Annotated in this window: 15 protein-coding genes; 8 read left to right on the top strand and 7 right to left on the bottom strand. The window is 51.0% G+C overall.

The features are described 5' to 3' along the window. Positions 1-16: 16 nt before the first annotated feature. The 3 genes from K300_RS0108505 to K300_RS0108495 are packed head-to-tail and all read left to right on the top strand — an operon-like array spanning position 17 to position 1,321. Positions 17-517, top strand: coding sequence for a YcjF family protein (locus tag K300_RS0108505; RefSeq protein ID WP_040463083.1), 501 nt, complete (start codon positions 17-19; stop codon positions 515-517). Between the two features lie 3 nt (positions 518-520). After that, on the top strand, positions 521-682 hold the full coding sequence (locus K300_RS16890; protein ID WP_022851247.1) for a hypothetical protein: 162 nt from the start codon (positions 521-523) through the stop codon (positions 680-682). Then, complete coding sequence (locus K300_RS0108495; RefSeq protein WP_022851246.1) at positions 683-1,321, top strand: 4'-phosphopantetheinyl transferase family protein; 639 nt, start codon at positions 683-685, stop codon at positions 1,319-1,321. It abuts the gene before it with no gap. Here the strand turns inward: K300_RS0108495 and K300_RS0108490 are convergent. The 3 genes from K300_RS0108490 to K300_RS15125 form a co-directional block, all read right to left on the bottom strand. Further along, a complete protein-coding gene (locus K300_RS0108490) occupies positions 1,318-2,322 on the bottom strand; it encodes a 2-hydroxyacid dehydrogenase (RefSeq protein ID WP_022851245.1) in 1,005 nt (334 codons plus the stop codon). The two genes, K300_RS0108495 and K300_RS0108490, sit on opposite strands and share 4 nt — an antisense overlap. Positions 2,323-2,386: 64 nt before the next feature. Continuing rightward, positions 2,387-3,739 (bottom strand): NAD(P)/FAD-dependent oxidoreductase, encoded by a 1,353-nt coding sequence (locus K300_RS0108485; RefSeq protein ID WP_022851244.1) that lies wholly within the window; start codon positions 3,737-3,739, stop codon positions 2,387-2,389. A 12-nt stretch (positions 3,740-3,751) separates the two neighbouring features. Further along, complete coding sequence (locus tag K300_RS15125) at positions 3,752-4,237, bottom strand: metallophosphoesterase family protein (protein ID WP_022851243.1); 486 nt, start codon at positions 4,235-4,237, stop codon at positions 3,752-3,754. A 25-nt stretch (positions 4,238-4,262) separates the two neighbouring features. On the opposite strand from K300_RS15125, the gene K300_RS0108475 reads away from it, so the two are divergent. The 5 genes from K300_RS0108475 (at position 4,263) to coaE (ending at position 7,655) form a co-directional block, all read left to right on the top strand. Next, on the top strand, positions 4,263-4,853 hold the full coding sequence (locus K300_RS0108475) for a pyruvate kinase alpha/beta domain-containing protein (protein ID WP_022851242.1): 591 nt from the start codon (positions 4,263-4,265) through the stop codon (positions 4,851-4,853). A gap of 86 nt (positions 4,854-4,939) precedes the next feature. Continuing rightward, positions 4,940-6,016 carry a tRNA nucleotidyltransferase/poly(A) polymerase-related protein gene (locus K300_RS0108470; RefSeq protein WP_022851241.1) on the top strand — a complete coding sequence of 359 codons (1,077 nt, stop codon included), beginning with the start codon at positions 4,940-4,942 and terminating at the stop codon, positions 6,014-6,016. Then, on the top strand, positions 6,003-6,761 hold the full coding sequence (locus K300_RS0108465; RefSeq protein WP_022851240.1) for a fumarylacetoacetate hydrolase family protein: 759 nt from the start codon (positions 6,003-6,005) through the stop codon (positions 6,759-6,761). The genes K300_RS0108470 and K300_RS0108465 overlap by 14 nt, the downstream gene beginning before the upstream one ends. Then, positions 6,745-7,011, top strand: a complete 267-nt coding sequence (locus K300_RS0108460; RefSeq protein ID WP_022851239.1) for a YkgJ family cysteine cluster protein — start codon at positions 6,745-6,747, stop codon at positions 7,009-7,011. The genes K300_RS0108465 and K300_RS0108460 overlap by 17 nt, the downstream gene beginning before the upstream one ends. Positions 7,012-7,013: 2 nt before the next feature. Beyond that, on the top strand, positions 7,014-7,655 hold the full coding sequence (coaE, locus tag K300_RS0108455) for a dephospho-CoA kinase (RefSeq protein WP_022851238.1): 642 nt from the start codon (positions 7,014-7,016) through the stop codon (positions 7,653-7,655). Here the strand turns inward: coaE and K300_RS15120 are convergent. The 4 genes from K300_RS15120 to K300_RS0108435 form a co-directional block, all read right to left on the bottom strand. Next, a complete protein-coding gene (locus tag K300_RS15120) occupies positions 7,652-9,604 on the bottom strand; it encodes a LysM peptidoglycan-binding domain-containing protein (RefSeq protein WP_022851237.1) in 1,953 nt (650 codons plus the stop codon). The genes coaE and K300_RS15120 overlap by 4 nt on opposite strands. Before the next feature lie 506 nt (positions 9,605-10,110). After that, positions 10,111-10,896 (bottom strand): glycosyltransferase family 2 protein, encoded by a 786-nt coding sequence (locus K300_RS15115; RefSeq protein ID WP_022851236.1) that lies wholly within the window; start codon positions 10,894-10,896, stop codon positions 10,111-10,113. Continuing rightward, a complete protein-coding gene (locus K300_RS0108440) occupies positions 10,893-11,348 on the bottom strand; it encodes an Lrp/AsnC family transcriptional regulator (protein WP_022851235.1) in 456 nt (151 codons plus the stop codon). Before K300_RS0108440 ends, K300_RS15115 begins: the two co-directional genes overlap by 4 nt. A 4-nt stretch (positions 11,349-11,352) precedes the next feature. Further along, positions 11,353-12,009: an endonuclease III domain-containing protein gene (locus K300_RS0108435; RefSeq protein ID WP_022851234.1), complete on the bottom strand. Its 657-nt coding sequence runs from the start codon at positions 12,007-12,009 to the stop codon at positions 11,353-11,355. Positions 12,010-12,011: the final 2 nt, after the last annotated feature.

Below are 12,011 nucleotides of genomic sequence, written 5' to 3'. Positions count from 1 at the left end.
AAAATCGGAGGTTGTTATGGAAACAGCAGAAAAAACAGTATTTGAGACCCTCAGCTTTGAGGAGCGCAAGGAGAAGGCGGACGAAACTGTCAAGAAGCACGTTTATGCCGCCATGGGTGTTGGTCTCGTCCCTATTCCCGTTGTAGACTTTGTTGGTGTTACGGGCGTTCAGATCGATATGCTCAACAAGCTTGCCAAGTTCTACGGCATCCCCTTCAAGAAGGATCGTGTTAAGAACATCCTCAGCTCCCTCGTGGGCGGACTCATCCCCGCAGGCCTCGGTTTACCCGTAGCAAGTCTTTTAAAGGCGGTTCCCGTTGTGGGTACAACCGTTGGCGCACTCGGAATGCCTATCGTTGCCGGCGCTTCAACGTATGCAGTGGGCAGGGTTTTTGTTCAGCACTTCGAATCAGGCGGAACATTCCTCAGCTTCGACCCCGGCAGTGTAAGGGAGCATTTCGAAGAGGAATTCAAAACCGGGCAGAAGGTTGCAAGAGCCGCGGCGGACAAGAAGTAAGATATGAGCTTCTTTCTCTATCTATGCATATGTATCGCTGTGGGAATGTTCGGTATTAACAAAAAGTTCGGGTTCTGGGGCTATTTCTTCGCCTCCCTGCTTCTAACCCCTGTTATGGGGGTTATCCTTCTTCTCGCTTCGGGCGACAAGAAGGTCAGGGCCTGAATGGAAAAACCGGCACTAGCTTTAATCAGAGGATACAAAACATCGCTGAACGGGGAGCTTGTGAAGATGCTGGAAAAGCTCCCCCCATCGGCACGCCAGAGGTGCGCCCGCTTTAAGAGGGATGCCCCTAAGATTAACTACGCCTCCTCCAGGCTCCTTTTGACCCATATACTCAATGGTGACACTTCAATATTAGACAAAATCGAGAAAGGGGAATCCGGTAAGCCCTTTATCCATGGCTTCCCCGATTTCAGCATTACCCATACCGAAGGATTTGCCGCTGCAGGGTGCGTTAATAAAGGGGAGATTGGCATTGATGCGGAGCGGATACGGGATATTGAACTGGAGGATTTTGAGGACTATCTCACAGAGATGGAACTGACCCACATCCTGGCAGAGGGGGAGGGTGAGGCAGGCCTCCGGTTTTTGAGGCTATGGACAGCGAAGGAAGCCGCCATGAAGGCAGCCGGAACGGGGCTCAGGGAACCGCTGTCCGATGCCTGTGTCTATCCCGGCTATGTCCGCTACCTGGACACAGACTACAAGCTCACCCACCTTGACATTGACGGGTATATAATAACCCTCTGCACAACTGAAGATGCCGCTGTGGATTTCAGGATTCTCGGGAGTATCCTTTAGGCTGTCTTCTCCGTTGTAACACTGTTTTCGAGTTCCCTTCCTACCTCAAGACTCTTTATGTTCTGTGCTGTTGTTTCTGCGATCGCCTCCATGGCATTTGTAGTAAAGAAGGCCTGGTGCCCTGTTATCAGAACATTTGGGAAGGTGAGCAGGCGCATGAAAACGTCATCCTGTACGATGTAGTCTGAGAGGTCCTCAAAGAAGAGATCCCCCTCCTCCTCGTAAACATCAAGGCCTAAGGAGCCTATCCGGCCGCTCTTGAGTGCTGAGATAACGGCTCTAGTATCCACTAACCCTCCACGGCTTGTGTTTATGAGCATTATGCCCTCCTTCATCATGGCGAGGGTGTTCTCATTGATAAGATATTTCGTTTCGGGGGTCAGGGGTGTGTGCAGTGTTATAATGTCCGATTCTTTGAATATCGTTTCAGTATCCGTATAGGTGATGCCCAGCTTTTTAAGCTCCTCATCCTCGTATATATCATATCCCAGCACCTTCATGCCGAAGCCGTTGAGGATTCTACAGACCACCCTTCCGATGGAGCCCGTTCCGATAACGCCAACGGTTTTGCCGTGCATATCAAATCCCATGAGTCCGTCGAGGGAGAAGTTTGCCTCCCGCACACGCCAGAACGCCCTGTGGAAGTGCCTGTTGAGGCTGAGCATTAGGCCGATGGTGTGCTCTGCCACGGAGTATGGGGAGTAGGCCGGAACACGGGTAACCTTTATCCCAAGCTCCTCTGCCTTCTTGAGATCCACGTTATTGAATCCGGCACAGCGGAGGGTTACAAGCTTTATTCCGAAACCGCTGAGCTCCTCAAGAACCTCAGCATCCGCCGTGTCGTTCACGAAGATACACACAGCCTCGAAGTTTCTGGCAAGCTTTGCCGTCTTCTTCCTCAATCTCGCTTCGAAGAATTCATGCTCGATACCGGCATCCTGAAATGCTCTGCCGAGGTACTCCATATCGTAGGGCTTGGTGCTGAATACCGCTGTTTTCATCGTTCACCTCTCATGGTTATATAACATAAAAACGTGCGGTATTCAGTCAAGGTGATGTCAGGTATTATTCCCCGATTATATCCTTCGCCGCAATAAGGCCGGAGACCGATGCCTGTATAATGCCCCTTGTGAGTCCAGCTCCGTCCCCTGTACAGTAGAGGTTTTCAAGATCCTTGGAGCGCATGTTGGAGCCGACCTTAAGGCGAACGGAATAGAACTTGACCTCCACACCGTAGAGGAGCGTGTTGGGATCGCTCATCCCCGGCATAACTGCGTTGAGGTGGTCGATGGTTTCGATGAGGTTGTGCAGATACCTGTATGGGAGCACGAAGGAGAGATCACCGGGCATCGCATCCTTGAGGGTTGGGGTTACGAAGTTCTTGCGTATCCTGCTGTCCGTGGAGCGGCGCCCTCTGGTTAGATCACCGAAACGCTGAACGATAACGCTGTTGCCCCCTGCGAGCATGTTTGAGAGTGCGGCGATGTGCATGCCGTACTTAAGTGGCTCGTCGAAGGGTTCGGTGAATTTTGTAGATACGAGCAGGGCGAAGTTGGTGTTCTCGCTCTTTTTGTTCTTGTAGCTGTGTCCGTTAACGGTGAGCAGATCGTTCTTATTCTTCTCTATGGAGACAAATCCACCGGGGTTAACGCAGAATGTGCGGACCTCATCCTCGAATTCTCTGGTGAAATACTTTATCTTGAACTCATAAAGTTCGTTTGTGAAGTTGTCCGTAACAGCCCTGGGGACCTCGACTCTGACGCCGATATCAACGGGGTTCAGCTCGTAGTCCATGGTGTATTTGCGAACCATCTCCTGCATCCAGCTGTTTCCGCTTCTGCCCACTGCGCTGATTACCTTGTCGTAATGCTTTTCCTTCTCCTCGCCGTCCTCAAGGACACGAAGACCCACAACCCTGTCGTCCTCAACGATGAAATCGAGTACCTCGGCGTTGCAGATAAGGTTTACGTTCTCCGACTCACGGAACATCTCGGACATGCGCTGGATGAAGAGGAGGCAGTTGTCCGTACCGAGGTGGCGTATCTTTGCAGGATAGAGCTTCAGGTTTTCACGGCTGCACTGGTACTGGAGATCCTTGATCTTTTCATAGTTTCCAGCTGAATCTATCTCGTGGACGCCGCTGATCGTCTTCCATATATCATCCGCTTCATCAATAAGCCTTTCCAGCTTGCTTTCAGCCATGTAGTCAGTAAGCCAGCCGCCGTATTCTGTGGTGAGTGTAAGCTTTCCATCGGAGTATGCACCGGCGCCGCCGAATCCGCTCATAACCTCTTTGCGGTCCCTTACTGTTATATCGTTTCCTTTTTCGTAAAGGTCAACCTGAATGCCGCCATGCTTCATCAGCATGTAGGCGGCAGTGATTCCGGAGCTGCCCGCTCCTATAATAGCAACTTTCATTATCATTCCCTTCTATTCAATAATATGGATTACAGCGTTGAACCCGTTTTCATCAATGGTGAGAACGGCGTAGCTTCCGCTGTTCTGGTATCTGTTTGCTGTGGGGCTTCCGGGGTTAAGCATATATACACCGCCGATTTCACCCCAGAATGGTTTATGGGTATGACCGTAGACGATTATATCCGCATCGGGGAAAAGATACAACAGCCTGTTTTCAAGGCCGAAGGGGCTACCGTGCCCGTGGGCAATGCCTATTAAAACCCCTTCAAAGCTCATCTGCCTCGTTGCGGGGAGCGAGCCGTCACCCAGTCCCTCGTCCATATTGCCTCTAACTGCATAGACCGAAGGGTTAATACTTTTCAGTTCTCTAATGAGCTGGTAGTTGTCAATATCCCCCGCATGCAGGATTGTATCGGCCTTTGCGGCCTCCTCCAGAATAACCTTCGGGAGTTTTTCTGTTGAATCTGTGTGGGTGTCGGATATAATCAGGATCCTCATAATATTATTCTCCCCGGAGGTTGGTATGTTTGAAACCAAAGATACAGTTTATTTTAGCGAGGCGGGGGCTGTCAATACGGAAAAAGCCCTTGAAACAGCTGTGCAGACCGCTGTTAAGGAATCTGTGCAGGCCATCGTTGTGGCAACGTCCACAGGCGAAACCGCCTTTAAGCTAAAGGATACGGCAGACCGCCTCGGCTACGGCGGCAAGCTTATCGCCGTAAGATACCACGAAGGGTTCCATAAACCCAACGAACACATGATGAATGAAGAAAATTTAACAAAGCTGCACAGCATGGGCTTCGATGTGCATACAGGGACCCACGCCCTCAGTTCCATAACTAGATCCTTCCGGATCAAGTGGCAGGGGATAGGCGTTCCGGAGATCGTTGCCGAAACCTTGAGGCTCTTCGGAAGAGGGCTTAAAACCTGCGTTGAGGTGGCCGTTATGGCGGCGGACGGCGGGAGGATACCCGATATCCATGAAGACGTTATAGCAATAGCCGGAACCTCCAAAGGTGCGGATACCGCTCTGCTTCTCAGGGCGGCTTATCAGAATACATTTATACAGGACATGAAGATCCGGCGGATTATCTGCAAGCCGGAGGTGTTCTGATATCCCTCGACAATCTTCCGCTCTCGGGTGAAATAGTTAGTGCGGCGGCGGATTTCGGAGCGGATATATACTTTGTGGGGGGATGCGTGCGTGATGCCCTCTCCGGCTGGGAGGCATCGGATATCGATACCGTTCCCTTCGGGTGTTCCTATGAAAAATTCGCATTCTTTCTTAAGAAAAAGCTGAAATGTACCGCTGTAAAGTTTAAGGACAACGTGCGTCTCTCGGTTAACGGTCTTATAATCGATGTCTCCGCCCCCCGTGGAGAGAATATCGAGGAGGACCTTGCGCTGAGGGACTTCACCATAAACAACCTAGCCTATAACTCATCGGGTGAGCTCATTGGAGATAGAAGCGATCTGGACAGGGGGATACTCCGCCGTGTCTATGATAGAGCCTTTGATGATGACCCGGTACGCATAATACGGGGCTTCCGATTCCTCGCCCAGCACGGGCTGTCCCTTGAGGAGTCCACGCTGGCGATGATGACGGAGAAGGCCGAACTCATAGGGGATACGGCCAGTGAGCGCATATTCGAGGAGCTCCGCAAGCTGTTCTATGGTGATAATGCACCGGAGGCTCTGCGGGGGATGCTTGCCGGCGGTCTGATGGGGGAGCTTGTATCCGAAGTTTCGAAGGATGATGTGGAGACAGCCTGCGCCGCCTTTGAGCTGGCGGATAGAGCTGAGCGGTTTGATTATGTATCAGCTGCGCTCTTTGGTAGTCAGCGGAATGGAAAGGATATAATGCAGGGGCTGAGCTATCCGGTGCGTTCCATGAAACGGGCTGTTATGCTTGCGGAGAGAGCTAAGGCGCTTCTTAAACTGAGAGAGGATGGTTTAGATGTGGCGAAGTTGAGGCGCTTTGTGTATAATAACCGCCGTGAAACGGCCGGTATACTGAATATCTGTTTCAGTATGAACGGGTTTGATGAGACCCTCAGCAGTGAGCTAAAAAATGCTGAAGAGGATATAAAGCCTGAACTGGCGGACTCCTTCGGCGGCGAGGAGCTTATGAAGCTCGGCGTGGAGAGGGGTCCTCTTTTCGGCGAGATCCTGCAGGATGTTAAGGAGGCACTGGCCTCCGGTGAGCTTGAGGGTCGAAGTAAAGCCGAAGGCTACATTAGAAAGGAATACGGGAGCAGGATAGATGAAACTTCTTAGATTCAGAGATGGAAAGGTGGAGAAAAAGGGTGCTGTGGTGGACGGCAAGGTTCGCCGTGTTCAGGGCTCATTCTTTGAGGAATACGTAATAACTGAGGAAGAACACTCGCTTGATGATATCGAGTTCCTCCCCCCTGTGCTCCCTTCAAAGGTTGTTTGCGTGGCGAGGAACTATGCCGCCCATGCGAAGGAGCTAGGCAACGAGGTTCCCGAAACTCCGCTTATATTCCTGAAACCCTCCACGGCTGTGAATAGCCACGAGGGTGTTGTCGAGTATCCCCCCTCAAGCTCCCAGGTGGACTACGAAGGTGAGCTCGGTGTTGTGATCGGGAAGCATTGCAAGAACGTTAAACCTGAGAAGGCGGAGGAGTTTATCTTCGGCTATACCGCACTGAACGATTTCACAGCAAGGGATATCCAGAAGGAGGAAGGGAAGTTCACCAGAGCGAAATCCTTTGACACCTTTGCCCCCTTCGGCCCCTTTATTGAGACGGATATGGATTGGCGAAGCAAAAGGGTGCAGACCAGAGTTAACGGCGAGACGAAGCAGGACGGTACGACGGAGCAGATGATCTTCGATATACCGACACTCATCTCCTTCATCTCAGAGATTATGACCCTTCTGCCGGGTGACGTAATAGCCACGGGTACACCCCCCGGAGTCGGCGCTGTTCAGGACGGCGATGTTGTTGAGGTTGAGGTGGAAGGAATCGGCGTATTAAGGAACCATGTCCGCAAGGGATGACAGCAGAATAGAGTGCCTTATGTGCGGTGCGTGCTGTATCGCCTTTGATATAAAAGAGATTGGGAAGAGGGCTGGTGAGCCATGTTCCCACCTTACATCGGAGCGCAAATGCTCCATATACGAAAATCGCCCCTGGGGATGCCGGGGGTACAGACCGGATGAGCTGTGTGTTCTCCTCTCTACTCTGGATGAGGAGGAGAGGGTTGGTATAATGCGCAGAATCTACGGCTGTGATGAACAACCGGAGTAGGAATGTATCTTGGACTAACTGGTAATATCGCCACAGGGAAAAGCACCGTGGCGAAGATGTTTGAGGAGCTCGGCTGCTACAGTATTGATGCCGATGCCATAAGCCGTGAGGTAATGGCGAAGGATGGAAGGGCATACGCCGGGGTTGTCGAGGAGTTTGGTAGCGAGATCCTTGACGAGAACGGTGAGATAGACCGTGCCGCACTTAAGGGTATCGTATTCGGCAACGAAAAGCGCAGGCTCGCACTTGAGAAGATAGTTCATCCGCATATCCTCCGCAGGGAGGACGAGCTTGTGGGGGAGATAAAGGGTAAGGACGATAAGGCTTTTATCATAACCCAGGCCGCCCTCAGTGTTGAGAAGGGAACCTATAAGAGGTTCGATGCGCTGATAGTTGTCTACAGTGATCCGGTAACCCAGCTCGAAAGGCTTTCGGAGCGGGACGGGATTAACGAAAGGGAGGCACTTAGAATAATGGCCTCCCAGATGCCTATGAGCGATAAAATCCGCTATGCGGACTATATTATAAACAATTCAGGAACCCTCGATGAAACGAGGGAGGACGTGAATAGGGTTTACACCCTTCTGCGTATGATGGAGAAGGCTGTAAACCGTATTAAGCGAGACAATCCGGAAGCTGTTTAGTCTATGACGAGCACGCTTCCGGGCTGTATCGTGTTGCTCTGCAGTCTGTTTGCCCTGCGTATGGCGCTGATAGTTGTTCCGTAGCGCTGGGCTATCTCCCAAAGGGAATCCCCCCTTCGAACGGTGTGCATCCTCTGCTTTATGGAGTTACCCTTAACATTCAGCTTTTGACCCGGCTGTATAGTGTTTGTACGAAGCCCGTTCTGCTGTTTTATGTCGTTTACGGTTGTTCCGTAGGCGGTGGCGATATCCCAAAGGCTCTCACCCCTTCTTACGGTGTGGTTCACAACTGTCTTGGGTGCTGAGTCCTTTGTGCTTGCGATAACGAGGGTTTCGCCGGGCTTGATGGTGTTGCCAGCAAGGCCGTTCAGGCTCTTTATGGAGCTTACGGAGGTTCCATAGGCTCTGGCGATATTCCAGAGATTCTCACCGCTTCTGACCCTGTGAACCTTCTTTTTACCGTCCACGTTCTTTTTTGAGGCTGTGTAGTTGTAGCTCTTTTTGGATGGTACGTAGTGCTTTTTGGGCCTTTTGTAGTCCACTGATACTATTACAGCCTGTCCGGGGCGGATCCTTCGGGGGTTGATATTCCTGTTCATGGACATCAGCTCGTACAGGGAGAGGCCGTATTTATGGGCAATGCCGTACATAGTGTCCCCACGGCGTACGGTGTGTACCCTGGGGTTGTATCTCTTGAGATCCTTTACGAAGTTGCGGTTAAGTTCGGGATCGAAATGTTCTAGTACAGGGATGAACAGGGGGGTGCTTACCACTATTCTGTTGTAGTATATCCCGTTTGCCGCCTGAATGTCCTCAACCGGCATGTTGAACTTTCGTGCTATGGTGCTTAGTCGCTGCCCCCTTTTTGCGTAGTATACCCTGTATTGAAGGAGCTCTTCGGGGCTCATTTTTGCGATCTGTTCCTGTGTTTTTTCTTCGGTTCCGTAGGGCACGCGGATGTAGTATTCATCCATGGGTGGTGTTACGGGGGTTTTGAGTTCGGGGTTGAGATCAGTAAGGACATCGTAGTCCACACCGGCCAGCTTTGCGATAACGTACATGTTGGCCTGGGAGTTTACCTTTACCTTACGGAAGTTCAGCGGTTCTTCCACGGGGGTTTCAAATCCAAATTGCTTGTAGTTGCAGAAAAGGTAACGCTGAGCCATGTATTTGGGCACGTAGTCCTTAGTTTCACGCTTAAGGTAACGGTAGCGTACGAGTTTGTAGTAGTCTCTGGTGCCGTATCTGCGGATGGCACGTAGAACCTTCCCCATGCCGGCGTTATAGGCGGCCATGGCGAGGTACCAGTCGCCAAGGTCTTCATGCAGATCACGAAGATGCCTTGCGGCAGCTGTGGTGGCTTTTTCGAAGTCCCTGCGTTCATCCATCCAGAAGTTATCGTCCAGTCCGTAGACCTTGCCAGTGCCCCTCATGAACTGCCACATGCCGCTTGCGCCGGCTCGTGAGCGTGCAGTGGGGTTGAATCCGCTTTCGGTGAAGGGGAGGTAAGCCAGCTCGTCCGGCACACCCTCACGGCGGAGGATTTCTTTAACAAGATAAAGATAGCGGTTTGAGCGTTCGAGCCATTTCTGGAAAACATTAGGTATATCCTCGGCGAAGCGCTTCACGTAGTAGTCGAAGCGGCTGTTCATCACGAGTGGGATCTCATCGTAGTCGTAGCGGTCGTGGGTGATATTCTCTATACTGAAGTCGGGCTTGCCCGGTTCAAGGAGGGCGTAGTCCAGCTCCCTGTTCCTTAACTCCTCTCCGAGGAATGTGAACTCAGGGAACTCAATCTCTATCTCGGCCCTCTGCTCGGTCTCATTATCAGAGGAAACCTGTTTTACAGGCTCCGCTTGGGGAGCTTTATCTGATGCGTCATTTTTAACGCCAGTTGTTGCACATGAAACAGAGAGCAGCACAGCTGCAATAATACCTAATCTTTTCATAACCTTACCAATACCCGGGATTTCTCCCTATACTAATCGGCCGAAAGCTCTTTTTGTTAAGCTCTGATAAGTATAATTATTTTCTCCGCAAAGCCTGCTGTTGACGGTGGCGGAGGCTGAGTTTCTGAGAAAGCTAGCCAGAGAAAATAGAGTAGCATCACAAGTTGTTTTAATTCGCTTTGCAAGAGGCCTTCTATTTCGAGACACCCGACCCTACGAAAACCTTCGCACCCGCTGATCCGCCAAGATGCCCGGACTCCCTAAGATGCCGTCATAGCCTTCGATATGCCCGACCCTACGAAAACCTTCGCACTCGCCGATCCGCCAAGATGCCCGGACTCCCTAAGATGCCGTCATACCCTTTAGTATGCCCGACCTTAAGAAAACCTCCGCACCCGCCGATCCACCAAGATGCCCGGACTTCCTAAGATGCCGTCATAGCCTTCGATATGCCCGACCCTACGAAAACCTTCGCACCCGCCGATCCGCCAAGATGCCCGGACTCCCTAAGATGCCGTCATACCCTTCGATATGCCCGACCTTACGATGCCCCACTTGCGGTTAACCTCTTGCATAGCCTTGCGCTTTAATGAGCTCGGCAATTCCCCATTATGGTTTAAAAAATTGAGAAGTGCAAGTAAGCGTATGGATTCTATGTGTTTGATGGTGGTGGAAAGTTGATCATTTGTTACAGCTCTTTTAATAACCGCAGGAAGTTCAAGGTAGGAAACTTTTTCTTTTGCACAGATGCGAAGGAAGAATTCGTAGTCCTCGCAAACTCGCATATCCTCATTGAACATCCCACATCGCCTGAAGGCATCCGCCCGAACACAGAGGGATGAAGGGCTGATCCGGCAGATATCAAGGATCTTGTCGAATATAAAGCCTCCGTATCGTTTGAACTTATTACCCTGATTGATGAAGCGGTCCTTTCGGAACCAGAACTCGTTCGTATGGGAGATGGCGGTACCCTCCTGCTCCATGAGGGGTATCTGATTCCTGAGCTTGAAGGGGAGCCAGAGGTCATCGGAATCGAGGAAGGCGATGTATTCACCATTTGCCTCGACTATGCCGGCATTCCTTGCTGCGCTTACACCGGAGTTCCTGTCGAGCCTGATGTAGCGCAGGAGGGGGAGATAGGGCTTGAGGGAGCGGTATACACCTGCATCGGAGGCATCATCCACAACGATTATCTCGTTATCTTTGTAATGCTGGGCGAGAACTGTCTCAACGGCATCACGAATGTGGAGGGGGCGGTTGTATACGGGTATGACTGTACTTACTTTCGTCAAACCGGACGCGACCTTTCGACTATGGTGGAGAAAACTATCATCGTGTTTGTCTTGGTAACACCCGGCATATCCCTTAGCTTTTTGATCATGTCGCTGAGGGTTTCGGTGTTCTTTGTGGCCACCTTGAGGATCATGGTGTACTCACCTGTGACGTGATGGCATCCCACCACCTCTTCGAGCTGGGTGTTGAGTGTGTTTTCGAATTCTTCGATGTGTTCGGCGTTGTCGATATATACGCCTATAAAGGCGAGAATGTCGTACCCGAGGGCTTTGTAGTCTACGGATATGTTGTAGTCGGAGATAATCCCTTCGTTCTCAAGACGTTTTATGCGTTCGATAACTGAGGGTGATTTCATACCCATCTTTTTCGCTATATCCGCATAGGATATACGGGCGTTTTTCCGGAGTATATTTATGATCATGCGGTCTTTTTCGTCTATTTTATGGCCCAATTAACTACCTCCACCGTGTAACGCCGATTTTAGCACAGCTCTTTTCCAGTTTACAAGATGAACAGAGTGGTGATACCGGTTTGCATATATATTTACCGTAGGTGACCATCATCTCGTTCACATCTATCCAGTATTCCTTTGGTAGTTTCTCTCTTAGTGCGGTTTCGGTTTGGTCGGGATTTTTGGTGCTTACGTAGCCGAGGCGGTTGAAGATTCGGTGAACGTGGGTATCCACGCATACAGCGGGTATCCTGAAGCCCTCCACAAGGACAAGGTTTGCCGTCTTCCTTCCAACGCCCTTGAGCTTAACCAGTTCATCTATGGAATCGGGCACCTCACCGCCGTAGTCTTCAATGAGTCTTTGGGAGATCTCCCTGATGGATTTTGATTTGTTACGGTAGAAACCGGCGGGATAAATCAGCTCTGCTATATCTTCCTCGCTGAGTTTCAGCATCGATTCGGGTGAATCTGCGTGCTCGAACAGTTTTCGGGAGGCTGTTACGGTGACCTCGTCCTTGGTGCGGAGTGAGATCACTGTACTTATGAGGACACGGTAGGGGTCACCTTCGTTGTCTTCGGATATCTGCGTTATGGATGGTTTTTCAAGATCCTTATAGGCGGATCTCAGTGCCTCGTATATCTCTTCGATGGAGGGGTGCATGG

Source organism: Limisalsivibrio acetivorans, assembly GCF_000421105.1.
Taxonomy (GTDB): Bacteria; Chrysiogenota; Deferribacteres; order Deferribacterales; family Geovibrionaceae; genus Limisalsivibrio; species Limisalsivibrio acetivorans.
Note: the sequence above shows the minus strand (reverse complement) of the source record. Positions and strands in the feature narration are given on the sequence as shown.

What these genes read in the sequence shown, in the direction of transcription:
- K300_RS15125 (WP_022851243.1), bottom strand. Translation starts at nt 4,237, where the DNA reads ATGAGGATCCTGATTATATCCGACACCCACACAGATTCAACAGAAAAA.
- K300_RS0108460 (WP_022851239.1), top strand. Translation starts at nt 6,745, where the DNA reads ATGTCCGCAAGGGATGACAGCAGAATAGAGTGCCTTATGTGCGGTGCG.
- coaE (WP_022851238.1), top strand. Translation starts at nt 7,014, where the DNA reads ATGTATCTTGGACTAACTGGTAATATCGCCACAGGGAAAAGCACCGTG.
- K300_RS0108505 (WP_040463083.1), top strand. Translation starts at nt 17, where the DNA reads ATGGAAACAGCAGAAAAAACAGTATTTGAGACCCTCAGCTTTGAGGAG.
- K300_RS16890 (WP_022851247.1), top strand. Translation starts at nt 521, where the DNA reads ATGAGCTTCTTTCTCTATCTATGCATATGTATCGCTGTGGGAATGTTC.
- K300_RS0108435 (WP_022851234.1), bottom strand. Translation starts at nt 12,009, where the DNA reads ATGCACCCCTCCATCGAAGAGATATACGAGGCACTGAGATCCGCCTAT.
- K300_RS0108495 (WP_022851246.1), top strand. Translation starts at nt 683, where the DNA reads ATGGAAAAACCGGCACTAGCTTTAATCAGAGGATACAAAACATCGCTG.
- K300_RS0108485 (WP_022851244.1), bottom strand. Translation starts at nt 3,739, where the DNA reads ATGAAAGTTGCTATTATAGGAGCGGGCAGCTCCGGAATCACTGCCGCC.
- K300_RS0108465 (WP_022851240.1), top strand. Translation starts at nt 6,003, where the DNA reads ATGAAACTTCTTAGATTCAGAGATGGAAAGGTGGAGAAAAAGGGTGCT.
- K300_RS0108475 (WP_022851242.1), top strand. Translation starts at nt 4,263, where the DNA reads ATGTTTGAAACCAAAGATACAGTTTATTTTAGCGAGGCGGGGGCTGTC.
- K300_RS15120 (WP_022851237.1), bottom strand. Translation starts at nt 9,604, where the DNA reads ATGAAAAGATTAGGTATTATTGCAGCTGTGCTGCTCTCTGTTTCATGT.
- K300_RS0108490 (WP_022851245.1), bottom strand. Translation starts at nt 2,322, where the DNA reads ATGAAAACAGCGGTATTCAGCACCAAGCCCTACGATATGGAGTACCTC.